At 39.8% G+C, this 18,814-nt stretch carries 19 protein-coding genes; 9 read left to right on the top strand and 10 right to left on the bottom strand.

What is annotated here, in order from left to right; genetic code table 11:
• Positions 1–112: 112 nt before the first annotated feature.
• Genes RFH42_RS06805 through RFH42_RS06795 form a run of 3 tightly spaced genes read right to left on the bottom strand, consistent with a single transcriptional unit; the run spans position 113 to position 2,525 of the window.
• On the bottom strand, positions 113–367 hold the full coding sequence (locus RFH42_RS06805) for a DUF6587 family protein (protein WP_308974837.1): 255 nt from the start codon (positions 365–367) through the stop codon (positions 113–115).
• Positions 368–406: 39 nt separating this feature from the next.
• Positions 407–2,266 (bottom strand): ferrous iron transporter B, encoded by a 1,860-nt coding sequence (gene feoB, locus RFH42_RS06800; protein WP_308974836.1) that lies wholly within the window; start codon positions 2,264–2,266, stop codon positions 407–409.
• Position 2,267: 1 nt separating this feature from the next.
• The gene (locus tag RFH42_RS06795) at positions 2,268–2,525 is read right to left on the bottom strand and encodes a FeoA family protein (RefSeq protein WP_308974835.1); all 258 of its coding nucleotides are present in this window, start codon (positions 2,523–2,525) and stop codon (positions 2,268–2,270) included.
• A gap of 184 nt (positions 2,526–2,709) precedes the next feature.
• On the opposite strand from RFH42_RS06795, the gene xerD reads away from it, so the two are divergent.
• The 4 genes from xerD to thrC all read left to right on the top strand — a co-directional run bounded on the left by xerD (position 2,710) and on the right by thrC (position 7,185).
• Positions 2,710–3,630 carry a site-specific tyrosine recombinase XerD gene (gene xerD, locus RFH42_RS06790; protein ID WP_308974834.1) on the top strand — a complete coding sequence of 307 codons (921 nt, stop codon included), beginning with the start codon at positions 2,710–2,712 and terminating at the stop codon, positions 3,628–3,630.
• 147 nt (positions 3,631–3,777) lie between these two features.
• A complete protein-coding gene (locus tag RFH42_RS06785; RefSeq protein WP_308974833.1) occupies positions 3,778–4,590 on the top strand; it encodes a DsbC family protein in 813 nt (270 codons plus the stop codon).
• Between the two features lie 96 nt (positions 4,591–4,686).
• Entirely contained in the window at positions 4,687–5,991 is a 1,305-nt protein-coding gene (locus RFH42_RS06780) for a homoserine dehydrogenase (RefSeq protein ID WP_308974832.1), read from the top strand.
• A gap of 54 nt (positions 5,992–6,045) precedes the next feature.
• Positions 6,046–7,185, top strand: a complete 1,140-nt coding sequence (gene thrC / locus RFH42_RS06775; RefSeq protein WP_308974831.1) for a threonine synthase — start codon at positions 6,046–6,048, stop codon at positions 7,183–7,185.
• Between the two features lie 100 nt (positions 7,186–7,285).
• Here the strand turns inward: thrC and pbpG are convergent, their stop codons facing one another.
• A complete protein-coding gene (pbpG, locus tag RFH42_RS06770; RefSeq protein WP_308974830.1) occupies positions 7,286–8,317 on the bottom strand; it encodes a D-alanyl-D-alanine endopeptidase PBP7/8 in 1,032 nt (343 codons plus the stop codon).
• 219 nt (positions 8,318–8,536) lie between these two features.
• On the opposite strand from pbpG, the gene gacA reads away from it, so the two are divergent.
• Positions 8,537–9,172, top strand: coding sequence for a response regulator transcription factor GacA (gene gacA / locus RFH42_RS06765; protein ID WP_308974829.1), 636 nt, complete (start codon positions 8,537–8,539; stop codon positions 9,170–9,172).
• A 150-nt stretch (positions 9,173–9,322) separates the two neighbouring features.
• Here gacA and RFH42_RS06760 read toward each other — a convergent pair whose 3' ends face one another.
• From RFH42_RS06760 to lptF, 4 genes are all read right to left on the bottom strand, one after another.
• The gene (locus RFH42_RS06760; protein WP_308974828.1) at positions 9,323–10,492 is read right to left on the bottom strand and encodes a S41 family peptidase; all 1,170 of its coding nucleotides are present in this window, start codon (positions 10,490–10,492) and stop codon (positions 9,323–9,325) included.
• Positions 10,493–10,520: 28 nt separating this feature from the next.
• Complete coding sequence (gpmI, locus tag RFH42_RS06755) at positions 10,521–12,068, bottom strand: 2,3-bisphosphoglycerate-independent phosphoglycerate mutase (RefSeq protein WP_308974827.1); 1,548 nt, start codon at positions 12,066–12,068, stop codon at positions 10,521–10,523.
• Between the two features lie 129 nt (positions 12,069–12,197).
• The gene (gene lptG / locus RFH42_RS06750) at positions 12,198–13,268 is read right to left on the bottom strand and encodes an LPS export ABC transporter permease LptG (protein WP_308974826.1); all 1,071 of its coding nucleotides are present in this window, start codon (positions 13,266–13,268) and stop codon (positions 12,198–12,200) included.
• The gene (gene lptF, locus RFH42_RS06745) at positions 13,268–14,368 is read right to left on the bottom strand and encodes an LPS export ABC transporter permease LptF (RefSeq protein ID WP_308974825.1); all 1,101 of its coding nucleotides are present in this window, start codon (positions 14,366–14,368) and stop codon (positions 13,268–13,270) included. Before lptF ends, lptG begins: the two co-directional genes overlap by 1 nt.
• 147 nt (positions 14,369–14,515) lie before the next feature.
• Here lptF and RFH42_RS06740 point away from each other — a divergent pair, with 147 nt between their 5' ends.
• From RFH42_RS06740 to RFH42_RS06725, 4 genes are all read left to right on the top strand, one after another.
• Positions 14,516–15,967 (top strand): leucyl aminopeptidase, encoded by a 1,452-nt coding sequence (locus RFH42_RS06740; protein ID WP_308974824.1) that lies wholly within the window; start codon positions 14,516–14,518, stop codon positions 15,965–15,967.
• Positions 15,960–16,367 (top strand): DNA polymerase III subunit chi, encoded by a 408-nt coding sequence (locus tag RFH42_RS06735; RefSeq protein ID WP_308974823.1) that lies wholly within the window; start codon positions 15,960–15,962, stop codon positions 16,365–16,367. Before RFH42_RS06740 ends, RFH42_RS06735 begins: the two co-directional genes overlap by 8 nt.
• Positions 16,368–16,402: 35 nt before the next feature.
• Complete coding sequence (locus RFH42_RS06730) at positions 16,403–17,008, top strand: hypothetical protein (RefSeq protein ID WP_308974822.1); 606 nt, start codon at positions 16,403–16,405, stop codon at positions 17,006–17,008.
• A 151-nt stretch (positions 17,009–17,159) separates the two neighbouring features.
• Positions 17,160–17,378, top strand: a complete 219-nt coding sequence (locus tag RFH42_RS06725; RefSeq protein ID WP_308974821.1) for a hypothetical protein — start codon at positions 17,160–17,162, stop codon at positions 17,376–17,378.
• Positions 17,379–17,495: 117 nt separating this feature from the next.
• Here RFH42_RS06725 and RFH42_RS06720 read toward each other — a convergent pair whose 3' ends face one another.
• Entirely contained in the window at positions 17,496–18,041 is a 546-nt protein-coding gene (locus tag RFH42_RS06720) for a VTT domain-containing protein (protein WP_308974820.1), read from the bottom strand.
• 101 nt (positions 18,042–18,142) lie between these two features.
• Positions 18,143–18,802, bottom strand: coding sequence for a riboflavin synthase (locus tag RFH42_RS06715; protein WP_308974819.1), 660 nt, complete (start codon positions 18,800–18,802; stop codon positions 18,143–18,145).
• Positions 18,803–18,814 lie beyond the last annotated feature (12 nt).

The following is an 18,814-nucleotide window of genomic DNA, read 5'->3' as shown; positions in this document are numbered from 1 at the left end:
AATTTTAACGTATACCGTCCCATGTGAATGCACCTCATCAGTTGGAGTTTTATGTCCAACTTTCGGGGTGCAGTTCATAAAAGCGGTTTTTTTTAAACAATAATATTTTTGGCTACTTCCATTTAACGACTTGAGGCGTTTCTTTGCTTTGTTTTGGTGTATCTGCTGCTGTATCACAACCACAACTTCCGCCACAACCAGCAACCATTTTGGGTTTCAACCACTTGGCAAAAGTATGCCAGCCGAGCTGCTCAAACTTATCAAATAGCGCTTGCTGTACAGCATATGCCGATTTAGGAAAGACCTTTTTAAATACAAAAATAGCACTCCAAACCACCAGAACTGTAATGATTAAATACTCAACCATTTCAACCTCCTTTCAACTCTCATTGAAGTATGTTAGCGATTAACCCCAAAAATGTAATACTACTTGGTAAGTAATAAATGACATCAGATAAGCCAAACCAAATAGGTATACGAGCATACCAATGACTGTTTTCATTGAACCTGTCTCACGACGGATCGTTGCTAATGTAGCTAAACAGTGTGGAGCATAGATAAACCAAACAAGTAAAGATAAGCCTGTAGCTAAAGACCAACCTGTACCATCTGCACTAATGAGCTGTGCAAGTCCATGTGCAATTGCATCTTCATCTGTACCAGATAAAGCATACACAGTACCGAGTGCAGCGACCACAACCTCACGTGCTGCCATTGCTGGTATAAGAGCAATCACAATCTGCCAATTAAAACCAATTGGAGCAAAAATAGGTTGTAATATATGACCTAGCATTCCAGCAAAACTGTAGTCGATATTCGGTAAAGTTGCCCCTTCAGGTGGTTGAGGGAAAGTACACAAAAACCAAAGTAAAATAGATAACGCAAAGATAATTCCACCAACACGTTTTAAGAAAATCTTCGCGCGATCTAGCAAGCCAATTCCTACGCTCATCAAATCTGGAATTTGGTAACTTGGTAATTCCATCAATAATGCATGTTGTGATTGGTCTTTATGAAAGAGTTTTACAACTAATGAGACCAGAAGTGCGCTGATAATACCTGCCATATATAATCCAAATAACACCAGACCTTGTAGGTTAAACATCCCCCACACTTGATGTTCAGGAATAAAAGCTGCAATCAATAAAGCATAGACAGGTAATCGTGCTGAACATGTCATTAAGGGTGCAACAAGAATTGTGGTCCAACGATCACGAGGATCGCTGATACTACGCGTTGCCATAATGCCAGGAACAGCACAGGCAAAACTTGACAGTAAAGGAATAAATGCTCGACCACTTAAACCAGCCTTAAACATAAGTTTATCAAGCAAAAATGCAGCACGTGGTAAATAACCAGATTCTTCGAGTACTAAAATAAAGAAAAATAAAATAAGGATTTGCGGCATAAAGACCAAAACACTGCCTGCACCAGCAATGACACCATCAACCACTAGGCTTTGTAGTAATGGATGACTGATATAAGCACCTATTGCCTCCCCAAACCAGGCAAAGAATCCTTCAATTGCATTCATAAAGGGTTCTGCCCAAGCAAAGACTGCCTGAAAAACCACAAACATCATGATAGCAAGACAAAGTAAACCACCTACAGGATGAAGAAAAATTTTGTCCAAGAATGCTGTACGTTTATCATCTTCTTCAACAAAGTTGATCACATCTTTTAAGACTTGATCAACTTTTTGATAGGGTTCTCCCCCCATCACAATATCACTCAGTTCTGTTTTTGCCTTATGATATTTGGCTTGATCAAGTGCAGCTTTGAGTGTGTCTATACCGTTATTACGTACAGCCACCGTTTCAACAATAGGTACACCTAAACGTTGTGATAGTTTTTCGGTATTGATTTGCATGCCACGACGACGTGCTTCATCCATCATGTTCATGACGACTAAAATTGGTTTACCCAACTCAATCACTTCAAGCACAAGCCCTAAATGTAGTTTTAAATTAGTTGCATCAACCACACAGATAAAAACATCTTGATGGCCTTCTTCTACAATTTTGCCTTGTACTACATCACGTGTAATTTCTTCATCTGGGCTCGTCGCATTAAGACTATAAGTTCCAGGTAAATCTAAAACACGTACCGCCTGCCCTGATGGCAAACTGAAATGCCCAGTCTTACGTTCAACAGTCACACCTGCATAGTTTGCAACTTTTTGACGAGTCCCAGTAAGATGGTTAAATAAAGAGGTTTTACCACAGTTTGGATTGCCCACGAGTGCAACACGTAAAACATCACTCATGTCAAACCCCTTCTGATTGATTAATTTCAATTTTTTCAGCTTCAACCTTGCGTAATGCAAATTGAGTAAAGCCAACTTTGACAAGTATTGGATCACCACCAAAAATACCTTTAGTAATGATCTGCACTCGTGTACCTGCTACAAAGCCCAAGGTCTCAAGTCGACTTGCTATTAAATCTGGATGACCCGTTGCATCGGAATTCCGATTGACTTTGACGACTGTAGCAGTCTGCTTTACTTTCAATTCTGACAAACGCACGATTGTCCCCTGAAATGATTTTAACTGCCAAGTAGTATACTGATAAACAAGAATAGTTACCATTTAATTTGATAATAGTTCTCAGTTAACATGTGGACTGCATGCCTTGCTATGACTACAATTCGACTTTTTCAACATTTTAATCTACAGTCCGAACTCGATCTCTGGATCTAAAGGTCTGACCATGCATATCAATAAAAAACCGCGTATCCCTACAGCTGTAAGCATTCCCGAACACTTAAGTTATCTTTTAGGCTTTCGAGATTATTTGGTTGCCCAGACTGTCAGCCCTCATACGCGTAATGCTTATCTTTCAGATTTAATTTTGTGTAGCGAATGTATCTCAACATCAATGATCGACTGGAATCATGATGATATTTCAGATGTTTTAATTGCTTTAACGCAACAAGGAAAAAGCCCACGCTCAATTGCACGCAATTTATCTGCACTGCGTGCTTTTTATAAGTTTTTACGTGAACAAAAAATTCGTCTCGATAATCCAGTGGGACAGCACAAAACACCTCAAATGGGTCGAGCCCTCCCCCATGACCTCTCTGAGCAAGAAGTTGAAGCATTAATTCAAGCGCCTGACCTGAATACCGCACTAGGTTTACGTGACCGTGCTATGCTTGAAGTGCTCTATGCCTGCGGTCTTCGTGTCTCTGAACTCTTGTTATTACGTTTAGATCTACTCAATTTAAAACAAGGTTATCTACGTATCGTCGGGAAAGGCAATAAAGAACGTTTGGTTCCTATGGGACAACTTGCCTGCGAATGGGTTGAAAAATATTTAAACGAAGCTCGACCACAGCTCTATAAAAGTAGTAGTGATTATTTATTTCTTACCCAACATGGCGGCATTATGAGCCGACAAAATTTTTGGTATGCCATCAAACGCTATGCGTTACAAGCAGGTATCCAATCACAACTTTCCCCCCATACTTTACGACATGCTTTTGCTACTCATCTTTTGAACCATGGTGCTGATTTACGTGTAGTACAAATGTTACTTGGCCACAGTGACCTTTCCACCACTCAAATTTATACTCATGTCGCACAAATCCGCCTACAGACACTACATGCCGAGCATCATCCACGTGCCTAAAGCAAGAAAAATCACCTATCTCGCTGTTTTTACTTCAGCTACAACGTGTAAATGAAAATCCTGTAATAAACTTTTGATAAACGGGTTTCATTTTTTTTGCTATGCTTAGCAGTCAAAAATTGTGCTAACTCTTATCAAAGGTCGTCCATGCTATTGAATCGTTCCAGAATATTTCTCGCCTGCACGTTTGCATCAGCCTTAGTTTTATCTGCTTGTGGCAAGCCTGCTGAAAGCAAAAAAGACGATACACTTACTGCAACTACGCCAGCAACTGCTGAGGCGTCAAACATTACTGAGCGCAATGCACAAAAACGTCTCATAAATACTTTAGAAGCCCATTTTAAAACAGCAAACATCAATGCCAAAATTAAAGAGGTTAAACCAACTGAGGTTCCTAATTTATATTGGGTTAACCTTGATGGTATGAGTCCTGTATATGCAACCAGCGATGGTAAATTTCTTATTCAAGGTGATGTCCTACGTTTAGGCGATAAAGAAATCACCAATGTCAGTGATAAAATTCAAGCTGCGGAAAACAAAAAATTATTAAATGCGCTAAAAATTGAAGATCTTTTGGTTTATCCAGCTAAGGGGAAAGCCAAACATGTGGTTTATATTTTTACCGATGCCAGTTGCCCGTACTGCCACAAATTGCATAGCCATATCCCAGAAATGAATCATAAAGGTATTGAGGTTCGTTACATAGCATGGCCACGTGGTGAACAATTTATGCCTACAATGGAGAGTGTCTGGTGTAGTCCAAACCGCCAAGTCGCCTTTGAAAAAGCAGTTGCGGGTGAGGCCATTGCTCCAGCACAGTGTAAAAACCCAGTCCGAGATCAATATCAATTGGGTCTTAATATGGGTGTAAATGGCACACCAGCTATTTATAACACTGAAGGTGAACACATTGGTGCATATATGACTGCCGATGAACTTCTAAAACGTTTAGAAAAATAATTGGTTTAGACGCAAATAAAAGCATGTTGCACCCTAGAGTCTGCTGTTTTTTTTAGCTATGATCGATTGTTCAATTTTCAATATATGGAGTGTGACGTGAAACCAGTTCGCTTGGCGATCCTCGGTCTTGGCACCGTTGGTGGTGGGGCCCTTAAATTACTGCAAGAAAATGCAATTGAAATTCGTCGACGTACTGGCCGTGAAATTCAAATTACCTATGTAGGTACACGACGTCCACGTCCTGATCTTAATTTAGACCCAAGCATTAAACAAAGCTCAGACTTTTTAGACATTGTCCGTCAGGCTGATGTAGATGTTGTTGTTGAAGTCATGGGGGGTATTCACCCAGCTTACGAAATCATCATGGAGGCAATTAAACACGGTAAACAAGTTGTTACTGCCAATAAAGCCCTCCTTGCTGAACATGGTAATGAACTGTTTAAAGCAGCAGATGACCATCATGTACAAATTGCCTATGAAGCCGCTGTTGCAGGTGGTATTCCAATCATTAAAGTCATCCGTGAAGGCTTAGCTGCTAACAAAATCGAATGGTTGGCAGGCATTATCAATGGTACTGGTAACTTCATTCTGACTGAAATGCGCGAAAAAGGTCGTCCTTTTGCAGACGTATTAAAAGAAGCTCAAGAACTTGGCTATGCTGAAGCAGACCCAACTTTTGATGTTGAAGGTATTGATGCAGCACACAAACTGACTATATTAGCCTCTTGTGCATTTGGTATCCCATTACAGTTTGATAAAGTGTATACCGAAGGTATTAGCAAAATCACAGCACAAGACGTTTCTTATGCTGAAGACCTAGGTTATCGGATCAAGCATTTAGGTATTGCTCGTCGCAGTGCAAAAGGCATTGAATTACGTGTGCATCCGACATTAATTCCTGAAGAAGAACTCATTGCGAACGTTAATGGTGTTAAAAATGCAGTTTTGGTGCAATCCAATGCTGTTGGCCCAACATTGTATTATGGTGCAGGTGCAGGTGCAGGCCCTACAGCATCTGCAGTAGTTGCTGATGTTGTTGATATTGTTCGTGATATTATCTATACCGAAGATGGTTCAGGAACAATTCCACAGCTTGCATTCGAAGCTTTGGCAGATACACCTATCCTCACAAGTGAAGAAATGACCACTGGCTACTACATCCGCCTCAATGCAGATGACCAAACTGGTGTGCTCGCAGATGTCACTACGATTTTGAGCCGTGCAGGTATTGGTATTGATGCCATCATGCAACAACCGCGTTTAAAAGATCTTATCCCGATTGTGATCTTGACTGACCCTGTCGTTGAAGCAAAAATGAATGACGCGCTATCTCAAATTCAAGCATTACCTGCAATTCATGGCGAAATCGTCAGAATTCGTTTAGAATTGCTTGAGAACTAATCAGGTTGAGGGCATATGCCCTCACCAGCTTTACACTCCACTGGAATACCCATCATGTCGAATGCCAATCGTTATACTGGTCTTGTAGACCGCTATCGTGATCGCTTACCTGTTTCTGCAACTACACGTGCTATCTCTTTAAATGAAGGCAACACGCCACTCATCAAGCTGGATAATATCCCTGGCATTATCGGCAAAGATGTTGAAATTTATGTGAAGTATGAAGGTCTTAACCCTACAGGTTCATTTAAAGACCGTGGCATGACCATGGCTGTAACCAAAGCAGTTGAAGAAGGCTCTAAAGCAATCATCTGTGCATCTACAGGAAACACCTCAGCAGCAGCAGCGGCTTATGCAGCTCGTGCAGGAATTAAAGCATTTGTACTAATCCCTGAAGGCAAAATTGCGATGGGTAAAATGGCACAAGCCATGATGTATGGTGCAATCACAATGCAAATCCGCGGTAACTTTGATGACGGTATGCGCTTAGTTAAAGAAGTTGCTGATCAAGCACCTGTAACGATCGTAAACTCAATCAACCCTTACCGTTTGCAAGGTCAAAAAACCATTGCATACGAAATTGTTGAAGCACTTGGTCGTGCACCAGACTACCACTGCTTGCCTGTAGGAAATGCGGGTAACATCACTGCACACTGGATGGGTTATAGCGAAGCAACAGCAACTGACCCGACTGTACGCGTTGTTTACGATGCACAAACAGATGCTTTCACTGCTTCTGAAGCTGCTAGTCCACGTCCAATCATGGTTGGTTACCAAGCATCTGGAGCTGCACCTTTCTTACGTGGTGCGCCAGTTGAAAATCCTGAAACTGTTGCAACTGCAATTCGTATTGGTAACCCACAAAGCTGGAACCATGCTAAAGCTGTTGTACGTGATTCAAATGGTTGGTTTGATGAACTCACCGATGCTGAAATCTTAGAAGCTCAACGTATGCTCTCTATGTATGAAGGCGTATTCTGTGAACCGGCTTCAGCTGCAAGTCTTGGCGGTGCAATTCGTGATATCAAATCAGGGAAAATTCCTGAAGGTTCTATGATTGTATGTACATTGACTGGTAATGGCTTAAAAGACCCAGACACAGCAATCAAGCAATGTGAAGATGCAGTTATGCTCAGCATTGATGCAACAATGGAACAAGTTCGTAGCTCTATTCTTTCCAATATGGACAAGTAATCAGAGTCTGAAAACAAAAAACCTGCAATTTAAATTGCAGGTTTTTTTTGTCTTTTGCCCAGTATCTACCTGAGCAATCTAACGCTTAAAGACACCCATCTTAAATACGTTTTGGTAAACGACTTACCCAGTTTAAAAGATTAGTTGCATCATTGGTACGTGCTTGCGAAGTTGAAGCACCCATTAATACCACAACGGCTGGACGAGAATTCACTGTGGTATGCATAGCTACACAACGACCAGCTTCATTAATATAACCCGTTTTTGAAATATTAATATTCCAACCACCATTACGTACAAGCGCATTGGTATTATTAGATTTTAGTACACGGTAACCTAAGTCAAAGTCATATTGTGCTGTTGTTGAAAACTGACGAATAAGACCATATTGATAAGCCGAACTCACCAAAATACCTAAATCACGTGCAGAAGCAACATTACGAGGATCTAGACCTGTAGACTCAGTATAGTGGGTAGAGTTCATTCCGAGTTGACGTGCCTTCGCATTCATTGCCGAAACGAAAGCCGCACGACCACCTGGATAGGTTCGTGCTAAAGCTGCTGCTGCAGGGTTTTCCGATTTCATCAATGCTACGAGTAACATCTCAGCACGATTCATTGTATCGCCAACCTTTAAGGTTGAACTTGAGTTTTTACCACCAGCTCCTGCAAAATCAATTTGCTGTAGGGTAATGTTTTCAGACATATTTAAATGCGCATCAGCTGTCACAACAGCTGTCATCAATTTTGTAATTGATGCCATAGGCAATGCGGCATTAACGTTTTTACTATAAAGCACCTCACCTGTTTGAGCATCCATAACTAAAGCAGCACGTGCATCAACAGAAGGTTGGCTATTATAGTTACTTGTATCATAAACAGTGGTAGACGATGGCGCTACAGATGGACTTGGTGTTCCTGCTTGACGAAGAGTTGTGGTTACCGACGTAGAACCTTTTGGAGAAACGTCTCCATCTAAGAGGCGACTCGCATCTTCAGCAGACCAACTTTGGGCAGAGGATACGCTTTTCCCAGTAGAGTTCATCACAATATCAGCAAAACTTGCAGAACTCATACCGAGAAGCACGGAAATCCCCAGTGCATGTTTTAATAATTTTTTAGATTTTATCACGGCAACCTACTCATCTCATTGGGTTTTCATAAATCTTGCTTCTGAGCTCAAATATGACTTACATTAACACAACTAGGTGCAATAAGATGAACTCACGGGTTTAAGCATAATTGTTTCATATAGAAAGTGTAAGCATTGCTAATTTTGTTGTCTAATTGCAAGCCAATTTTTCGTTATGTAACAAAAATCATCAAATTATGGAAAAAAAGGAGGGGAAATGTGATTACAGTACTTGTTGTCGATGACCATGAGCTGGTACGTACTGGCATTTGCCGCATGTTAGAAGATCAAACTGATATTCAGGTGATCGGCCAGGCGGAATCTGGTGAAGATGCAATTGCAATGGTTAGAATACACCATCCTCATGTCGTGCTCCTTGATGTAAATATGCCAGGTATTGGTGGTGTAGAAACGACTCGCCGTTTATTACAAACAGCACCAGACACCAAAGTGCTTGCTGTCAGTGGTCTTGCGGAGGAACCCTACCCATCCTTACTTCTGAAAGCAGGTGCCAAAGGCTATATCACTAAAGGAGCACCAATCTCTGAAATGGTAAGAGCAATTAACAAAGTCATGCAAGGGGGTAAATACTTCAGTGCAGATATTGCTGAACAACTTGCTAGTTCATACTTATCAGACACACAGAACTCACCATTTGATGCTCTGTCAGAGCGTGAAATGCAAGTCGCAATGATGGTCGTCAACTGTATTAGTGCGCAAGAAATTTCAGATAAACTTTTTGTCAGTGTCAAAACAGTCAATACGTATCGCTACCGTATTTTTGAAAAATTAAATATTGATAGTGATGTAAAACTTACCCACTTAGCGATTCGTTTTGGTCTAATCAAACCCTAAGCGATCACTCATCGTGTTTTAAACTGTAAAATATAAAACATAAGTCCATAATTTCTAAAGAAATCATCATCATGGACTTATGTACATGGTGAAGCCATGCACCATCAACAAAATAAAAATTTTATGTATCGTAGCAAATACAGTTTTTTGCTAACGACGTTTGAGTAAAAGCTCTGCGACATTATTTAAATAAGTCTCTTCTTTCATCTCTACTGGCCAAACATACTCTTGATTAGGCTGAATACCTTTACCATCAATCATACTGCCATTTGGCGTAAAGTAATGTGAGACCGTCATTTGTAGAGCAGCACCATTGGCTAGAGGAAAAAGCTTTTGTACCACCCCTTTACCGTAGCTCTTCTCTCCCATTACCCATGCACGGTTGTGTTCTTTTAATGCAGCTGTAAAAACTTCCGCAGCGGAGGCAGAGCGACCATTAATTAAAATTCCCAGTTTAATCTTTGGAAAATCGCTCCCTGGCAGCGCCTGAAACTGTTGATTGCCTTCAGAACGACTTTTAGTCGAAACAATGACGCCCTGATCTAGAAATAAATCTGCTGTTTCAACAGCAGCAGAAAGAAGACCACCAGGGTTATTTCTTAAATCAATCAAAATAGCTTTTAAGCGAGAAGAAGGATATTCATCAATGAGGCGTTTGACTTCATTTGCAGTATCTTGTTGAAATACTTTTATTTTTAATACTAACACCTGATTATTCAACATCACAGGTTCAATATCTGCAACCTCAATTTTTTTAGTTCGTATGATATTGAGCACCGAACTTTTTGCACTCACCTGCAGCTGTAGTGAAGATCCCATCGCACCATGCAACAAGTCATCAACTTGCGCTGAATTTAAGTTTTTAAGCTCATGGTTGTCTATTTTATAAATGACCAATCCATTACTCAGTCCTAGCTTATCTGCATCGGAACCTGTTTTTAAATTCTTAATGCTCCATTGATGTGTATGCACATCCTGATTTAATTGAAAATCAACAGTGGCAATATCAGCCTCAGTATAATTCAATAAATCTTTGTATTCTTCTGCCATTAAATAGCGTGAATATCGATCGAGTCCGCCAACCAATCCCTTAATGGCTTGTAGAAATAGTGCATCATCTGATTTTTCAACCACATAATTTTCTTTCACCACACCAAAAATCTGTACAAACTGCTCAATAGATTCGATTGGAACCTCAGAGGTGATGGTCTCATCATGGCCCCAATCCGAAGCGTTTGCATCAGCACTCTGTGCCCAAACATGGCCACTACTTGCAAGCACACCTGCCAGTACAGCAATATATTTCCAAGTTTTAGCCATGTTTAGATCCATTGTTTTTAATATTAAATTATTGCTTCAATTGAATCAGATTGCGTCCTTTCATTTCAGCAGGTACATCAAGCTTCATCAAATTAAGTAATGTTGGTGCGACATCAGCCAAAACACCACCGTCAGCAATCGTTGCTTCCTTTGGCCCAACATAAATGAATGGTACAGCTTCGGTAGTATGTTGAGTATGTACCTGACCACTAATGTAGTCTTGCATTTGTTCAACATTACCATGATCGGCAGTAATCAGCATATGTCCTTGATTTGCTTGGATTGCCTCATATAAGCGTCCTAAGCAAGTATCTACAGCTTCAACTGCTTTAACAGCTGCATCAAAAACCCCAGTATGACCAACCATATCACCATTGGCATAGTTCACTACTAACAAATCATATTCACGTGAATTAATTGCATCAACCAAAGCATCTGTTACTTCATATGCACTCATTTCAGGTTTCATGTCATAAGTTGCAACATTTGGTGAAGGAATCAAAATACGCTTTTCACCAGGGTATTCATCTTCACGACCACCACTAAAGAAGAATGTGACATGTGCATATTTTTCTGTCTCAGCAATACGTAGCTGTGTTTTCCCAAGATCAGACAAATATTCACCTAAAGAATTTTTCAAAGGTTCAGGCATGTAAGCAACAGGTGCATCTAAACTTGCTTGATAACGCGTAAGCATAACAAACATAGATAATTTTGGTTGTTTCTTACGCTCGAAACCAGAAAAATCAGTTTCAATAAATGCACGACTTAATTCTCGTGCACGGTCAGCACGGAAATTCATAAACACAACGCTATCATTGTCTTCAATCGCTACAGCTTCACCAATTTGTGTTGCTTTTACAAATTCATCAGACTCATCTGCCGCATAAGCCATATTAAGGCCTTCAACAGCTGTTGCCGCTTGACGTACAGCAACACTCTCAGTAAGTAGGCGATAAGCTTGCTCTACGCGATCCCAACGATTATCTCGATCCATAGCAAAGTAGCGTCCAATCAGGCTCACAATACGACCTTGATTTGGATACTGCGCAAATAATGCATCTAATTTTTCTAAAGATGGTTCAGCGCTTTTCGGTGGTGTATCACGACCATCTAGAAAGGCATGCAAATAAACAGGTACGCCACGTTTTAATGCCAATTCACACATGGCAATAATATGATCTTGATGTGAATGCACACCACCTTCAGAAAGTAGTCCCATAACATGAACAGCTGCATTTTTTGCTTTTGCCTGTTCTACTGCGTTAATTAGAACTTGATGTTCAAAAAAAGCACCCGTGCGGATATCTTTGGTAATACGCGTGAAGTCTTGATACAACACACGGCCAGCACCAAGATTCATATGCCCCACTTCTGAGTTACCCATTTGCCCATCTGGCAAGCCCACATCTTCACCAGAACCAGAGATTAGACTATGCGGATGCTGATTTTTCATTGCTGTTAAGTTTGGTGTTTTTGCAGCAAGAAAAGCATTGTCCTCCGTTGCCTCACGATGGCCTACACCATCCATAATGACCAATAGATGAGGAGTTTTGCCTACAGATGCATCCGTCATAATTCATACTCTTTGTTTCAATATTTAAAGCTGTATCTTAGCGAATTTTCCACCAAGACTCTAATAGAGGATTACACATTGGGTAATCCGCTTTGCTACATCTATAAATGTCGCAAAGCAATATAGGATTTATCTAGCACGATAAAGTAAGTAACCACCAACGATATACATCACAACGATAGGTAGAAAAACAAACCAAGCTGGTGATGGGGAATAGACTAGACTTGCATAACTTGCGAAATCTTGTAAGTAATACACGCCTAGCCCCACAAATAAAGCAATCACCAAACGAAAGCCCATAGATTGTTGACGCAATGGTCCAAACACAAATGAACAGGCAATTAATGTAAGAGCAAGCAATGAAAATGGTGCACCCACTTTCTTCCAAAATGCCAACTGATATGTTTTAGGCACTTGACTGTACTCATGCATATAATTCATGAAACCAACCAACTCTGTTGGTGCTAAATCATCAGGATCTTGAGTGACCATATGAACAAATTTCGGCTGTAAAGCTAGATTAAACATATGCTGTGGAATTGCCTGTAATTGTGCTGCACCACTATCGAGGATAGAAAGCTGCTGATTACTATTGAGCTGCCATTGCCCCTCTTTTAGAAATTCGCCTTGTTGTGCTTTCATTAGGGATTTCAAACGATATTCATCATCAAAGTTAATGACTTTGACATGACTCAATTTTCCTGCTGAATTGGCATAATCAATATAGATAAATCGCTGTCCTTCACGAATCCAATAACCATGAACTTCACCTAATACGCTGGCTGCTTGGCGATCTTTCGTCAATCTGGCTTTTTCTTTAGTGTAAGGTAACACCCACTGTACAACCATAAGTGACAATAGTACTAAAACCAAAGCTGGACGCATGACCCAACCAACAATACGCCAGAGACTCACCCCAGCTGCACGCATAACCACTAACTCACTATTAGAGGCCATACTTCCTAAACCAAGTACAGCACCAATCAATGCTGAAATAGGTAAAATACGGTTAAAGTTATATGGTGCATCCCATAAAACAAATTTGAGTGCATCTAAAGCACCATAACCTTCTTTGAGATTGCTTAGCTCGCCTACATAGGAAAACAAAACAAATAAAAATGCCAATACTAAGGTTGTACCTAGCATGGTTAAAGATGTTGTCAGCGTCACATGGCGCGCTAAGATTTTAGTCGACTGCATTATGACCTCGCACGCTGTATACGTTTTTTAATCTTAGGAGCAAACTTTTGTTTTCGAGAGAATATTGCACCAAATATGGCATAGACGAATAATACTGCAGGATAAGCCCAAACACCGACCTGCCCCTTGCTCATTCGTGTTTTGATTGCAATCAAACAAACAACCATACTGGCAAAAATTAAAATAGCTGGGAATAATCGAATATAGCGACCTTGACGAGGCGTTACTTCTGAGAGCCCAACTGTAAGAATCAGGGCAACAAACATTGAAAATGGCATAAATATCCGCCAGCCCAATTCGCTCAGTACCACTGGGTTAGCTCGCCCTTCCCAAAGCGCACTCATTGTTAAACCTTCAACTTCATTACTGCTATAACTGGCTTCTTTATCACTTTGAATACGAATTCGATAAGTTTGAAATTCAGTTTTGGTATATTTTGCTGTATCAGGTTGAATCTCATAGCGACGGCCTTGAATCAGATCGACTACGCTAGCACCACTATCAGACGTTTCTATACGCGTAGCTTCTTTAGCCAAAATCATGGTATCTGGCCGATTCTCACGATCAGCGCGTTGATAAATAAATATATCTTTTAAATTCTTTCGATCTTGTGATAACGAACCCGCATAAATAGTGTAACTACCCGCTTGAATGAACTCTTGTGGCCGAACCAAATCAAATCCCGCACGTACTGACTGAGTCGAATACAACTGATGGAACTGACGCAGACCCCAAGGTGAAACCCACATGAGCAACAACATATGCGCAATTAAAAAGGCCGTTGCAGTGGGGATTAACAAGCGAGCTAAACCGTGTTTACTCACACCACTACCATTGAGTACAGCCATTTCATGGTCAACATATAAACGACCAAAAACCAGCATTAACGCAATAAAGAAACCTAGTGGAAGAATCAAGATCAGGAATTCAGGCAGACGGAATCCAATAATGCTAAACAAGATACTGACATCGAGGTTGCCTTGTGCCGCCAAACCAAAGTATTTGATTAAGCGAGCCCCCAATATGATTAAGGTTAACAAGCTCACCACCACTAATGTGGTTGCCATTACTTGTTTAAATAGGTAGCGCCTAATTATCAAATCAGATCTTCCAAAAAAATTAAAATGAAGTTTGTGATTGCTAGTTTACCCGAATGTTAAAATATAAAACCACATCGATATTCGATTAATGATAGTCTTTCAATGTTTAAATGATTCATAACGTTAATGCAGGTAACCATAGAGTTTATGAAAATCACCATAAATGCTGACCTTTCAGCACAGACCCAAAGCGAATATTTATCTATATTGGTTGATCAAAATGCCCTTGCAAAGATCCAAACCACTTATAAAATTAATGGATTAGACAACTTAATTCAGATTTCTCAGTATAAAGCGACTTTTGCTGAGCAACTTCCTCTACTCGATAAGATAGAACAACATTCCAATGCCGCACTGCTTGGACTTGATGATGCCAAACAAGTAAAACCTGCCAAACTCGCTAAACTTGCTCAAAGCATTTTAGACAACAGCCAAAAAAAGTTTAAGCAAATCAGCGTTGATATTTCAGCTTTACCCCAAGAACTTCATTATCTTTTTGCCCTAAGCTTAACTCAAACGGCTTATGGTTATGATGCTTATAAATCTAAAAAAAATGCTACAACACTCACTCAAATTAATTTGATTTCCAACACACCGAGTTTAGATCAAACTCAAATTAACCTGATTCAAGCAATTGCTCAAGGACAAAATTTTGCACGAGATCTAGGCAATTGCCCAGGTAATATTTGTTTCCCAGAATATCTAGCCGAACAGGCTTTAGCTTTAGCTCAGCAGTATCCTCAACTCCTTAAAGTCACTGTACTTGATGAAGCTGAGATCGCTAAGCTAGGTATGAATGCATTTTTGGCTGTAAGTAAAGGCTCTGACCGCCCTGGACGTATTATTAGCCTTGAATATCGCGCTGACTTAGATCAAGCACCGATTGTATTGGTAGGTAAAGGGATCACATTCGATACAGGTGGTATTTCATTAAAACCAGGCCCTGGTATGGATGAAATGAAATATGACATGTGTGGAGCTGCATCTGTATTGGGTACATTACGTGCACTTTGTGAAGCAGAGCTACCTGTTCATGTAGTTGGTACTATCGCTGCCGCTGAAAATATGCCATCGGGCCATGCAACACGCCCAGGTGATGTAGTCACCAGTATGAGTGGTCAAACGATTGAAATTTTAAATACTGATGCAGAAGGCCGCTTAGTACTTTGTGATGCACTCACTTATGTACAACGTTTCAATCCTGCGGTAGTAATTGATATTGCAACATTAACTGGTGCATGCGTTGTTGCACTAGGTAAAGTAGTCAGTGGTTTATTCTCACCAGATGATGCCTTAGCTGCAGAAATTAACCAAGCTGGCCTCGACAGTTTCGATCGTGTATGGCGTTTACCGATTTTAGATGACTACCAAGAGTTACTTAACTCAAGTATTGCAGATATCGGTAACATTGGTAATGCTGGTCCACAAGCTGGCTCAATTACAGCAGCATGCTTCTTAGAACGTTTTACTCGAGAATATCGCTGGGCACATCTTGATGTTGCAGGTACAGCTTGGGTTTCTGGCGCAAATAAAGGTGCAACTGGACGCCCGGTACCTCTTCTTGTTCAATTTATTGCGAACCGTATCCAGCATGACTAAGGTTAATTTCTACCTTTTTGAAAAAAGTAATGAACGGTTAGTGCATAGCACTAGCCGTTTGTGCAGAAAGATTTTAAGACAGCCAACTAAAATATGGTTATATTGTCCTGACTCAGAATTGCAGCAGCAATTAGATGATGAACTGTGGAATTTTGATGCTTGCAGCTTTTTGCCTCATGGTATAGATCAACAACAGGCACCAATTTGTATTTCGGCACAACTCCCAGAAGATAAGACTTGGATTGTATTCAATTTTGATCATGATGCGATTGATCCGACAATACAATTTGAACATATCATTGAAATCGTAGAAAATAATGAGCCTGCAAAAGTCGTTGGTAGAGAAAAATTTAAAACATATCGCCAACATGGAATTCAAGCAAAAACCTATAAGCTTTGATGTATGCATCAAAGCTTAAGTATGAGGAAAATATTGTGACTTTAAATGTCGGTCAAGACTTTAAAAAACGTTGGCTCAATGCACCTGAGATTGTACGTCAAACTTTACTTGAAGATTTAACACGTATAGGTGAGCTACTTAAAGTGGAGACCGATCTCACACATTGGCTCGATCATGATTTACGGTCTCAACAAATTTCTCAACTTAAAATTGAACAAGCTCATATTGCTCTAAAAGAGCAATTGATTGAAGCAGCAAGACAGCGCAAACAACATGCGCTTGAACAATCATTAATAAGCAAACGCACGGCGCAACAAGACTATATTCAACAACTACAACAAGATGAAATTGAACAATTCCAGCAACAACAACTCACTCTACAAACAATAAAAGAAAAAATTGATGCAGATATCATGCTTTACAGCAGTCGCTTTGATCAAATTCAGACACCAATGCTCGATCAAGGCAAGTCAAATGAACGTATTGCAACACGTCATAGTGAACAAGAAATTGCGAATGTTCGTCTACGTTTAGAACTTGAATCAGAGCAAATTATTCAACAAGCACTCAGTGCTTTAAAAATAAATTTACAACAAGCTGCTCAGGAAGAAATCAATTTTATATTGAAGCAACTAGGATAATCCCTAGTTAATAAGTTAAATAGATTATGAATTACCCTAGGTTGTCACAATATTGCAATAAAATTGTCACATTATAGACGCGTAGAAAATATGCTTTCTTCATTGTTAAAATGAGCTCACATGGATTATCGCGACTGTAAGGGGATGCAGAATGACTGAGTTAAATCAAATTTGGCGAAAAATTGCGCTACTCAGCTCTGGTGAAACTTGGACTGTATCTGCTCAAGACTTATTAATTAGTCGTGCGGACTTTTATTCAATTTCAACTTATTTATCACATGAGTCTGAAAAGGGAAAATTTACCATCGACATACCCAAACAAAGCAATGCTTGGTTTAACCAAACCACATTTACTATTACTAAGTCTTAGTTTACAAATTATTGCTTATTTTTGAATAAATCAGATCTAAATAATCATTAATATCATATTAGCTTCAAAGATATTCTGTTATTTAAATAGCAGAATATCATATTACTTTCTTTTATCTTATAACCAGCCTAAAACACTAGAGAATAAATTACCCAAACCATAACCCACGCCCAATAACAGACTAATCCAAATCCAGCCACCTAAAACGTTATACAACATAAAAGTGGTGTACTTCATATGACCAGAGCCTGCTGCAAATGGAGCAAAAGAACGTACAAATGGAATAAAACGTGCCATTAAGATGGTTTTACCACCATGCTTTTCAAAGTAATAATACGTCTTCTTGATATATTCAGGCTTAACCCAACGTGAATGTTGGCTAAAATATTTCACACCTAATATTCGGCCTGTATGATAATTTACAATATAACCCAAGGTCGAAGCGATAAATAATAAAATTCCCATATAATGCAGATGCACATTATCAGCCGTAGAACACATTGCCCCTATCGCGATCAATAAGCTATCGCCAGGTAGGAAGAACATAAAGACTGAGCCAGTTTCAGCAAAAATAATTAAGAATAAAATGGCATAAATCCATAAGCCATAATTTTCAAGCAAGATCGGGAGCATTTGTTCAACATGCAGCAATATATCCATCATTGCGATGACCCTGTTTCAAGTTGTTTCATGCATTTGATTCCCGCAGCAGAATAATTAAAAAGACAGCCCATTGTATATGAGACAGCCTATTTTACGTATATTTACTTTAAGAAGCCATTTTCCGCTAAAAACTGCATACTAATATTTGATTTTTCAGTTTGCACTGCGGCTCGGTCACCAAGCATTAAACGTTCAATATAACGGGCAAGGACATCGACCTCGATATTAACTTTTGTTCCCACTTTCCAAGTTGAAATATTGGTACGCTCAGCGGTGTGTGGTATGACGTTTAAGCTCAAAACACATCCACGCAAATAATTAATTGTTAAGCTAATACCATCAACTGTTACAGAGCCTTTCTCTGCCAAATATTTAGCTATTTCAGCTGGTGCAGTAACTTCAAAATAAATAGAACGAGCATCTTGTTGTAATAATGTTATTTCACCTACTGCATCTACATGGCCACTCACAATATGCCCACCAAAACGTGTTGTAGGCAACATCGCCTTTTCCACATTTACTCTAGTGCCTATTTGCCATAAACCAACTGTTGAACGGTGTATGCTTTCTTTTGATACATCAGCGGCATACCAGTTTTTACCCCAGTCCGTCACTGTCAAACAGATACCATTGCTTGCAATAGAATCGCCAAGATGTACATCTGAAAGATCAAGTTCAGTATAAATCTGTAAGCGTAGATCTCCTCCCATATTTTGGATTTGTTCCACACGTCCTAAACTTTCAACAATGCCTGTAAACATAAGTACAATCTC

The sequence above is a fragment of the Acinetobacter rudis genome, assembly GCF_031157835.1.
GTDB classification, from domain to species: Bacteria; Pseudomonadota; Gammaproteobacteria; order Pseudomonadales; family Moraxellaceae; genus Acinetobacter; species Acinetobacter rudis_A.
Note: the sequence above shows the minus strand (reverse complement) of the source record. Positions and strands in the feature narration are given on the sequence as shown.

What these genes read in the sequence shown, in the direction of transcription:
- feoB (WP_308974836.1), bottom strand. Translation starts at nt 2,266, where the DNA reads ATGAGTGATGTTTTACGTGTTGCACTCGTGGGCAATCCAAACTGTGGT.
- RFH42_RS06760 (WP_308974828.1), bottom strand. Translation starts at nt 10,492, where the DNA reads ATGGCTAAAACTTGGAAATATATTGCTGTACTGGCAGGTGTGCTTGCA.
- gpmI (WP_308974827.1), bottom strand. Translation starts at nt 12,068, where the DNA reads ATGACGGATGCATCTGTAGGCAAAACTCCTCATCTATTGGTCATTATG.
- RFH42_RS06785 (WP_308974833.1), top strand. Translation starts at nt 3,778, where the DNA reads ATGCTATTGAATCGTTCCAGAATATTTCTCGCCTGCACGTTTGCATCA.
- RFH42_RS06715 (WP_308974819.1), bottom strand. Translation starts at nt 18,802, where the DNA reads ATGTTTACAGGCATTGTTGAAAGTTTAGGACGTGTGGAACAAATCCAA.
- thrC (WP_308974831.1), top strand. Translation starts at nt 6,046, where the DNA reads ATGTCGAATGCCAATCGTTATACTGGTCTTGTAGACCGCTATCGTGAT.
- RFH42_RS06805 (WP_308974837.1), bottom strand. Translation starts at nt 367, where the DNA reads ATGGTTGAGTATTTAATCATTACAGTTCTGGTGGTTTGGAGTGCTATT.
- lptG (WP_308974826.1), bottom strand. Translation starts at nt 13,268, where the DNA reads ATGCAGTCGACTAAAATCTTAGCGCGCCATGTGACGCTGACAACATCT.
- RFH42_RS06740 (WP_308974824.1), top strand. Translation starts at nt 14,516, where the DNA reads ATGAAAATCACCATAAATGCTGACCTTTCAGCACAGACCCAAAGCGAA.
- RFH42_RS06720 (WP_308974820.1), bottom strand. Translation starts at nt 18,041, where the DNA reads ATGATGGATATATTGCTGCATGTTGAACAAATGCTCCCGATCTTGCTT.
- RFH42_RS06725 (WP_308974821.1), top strand. Translation starts at nt 17,160, where the DNA reads ATGACTGAGTTAAATCAAATTTGGCGAAAAATTGCGCTACTCAGCTCT.
- xerD (WP_308974834.1), top strand. Translation starts at nt 2,710, where the DNA reads ATGCATATCAATAAAAAACCGCGTATCCCTACAGCTGTAAGCATTCCC.
- RFH42_RS06735 (WP_308974823.1), top strand. Translation starts at nt 15,960, where the DNA reads ATGACTAAGGTTAATTTCTACCTTTTTGAAAAAAGTAATGAACGGTTA.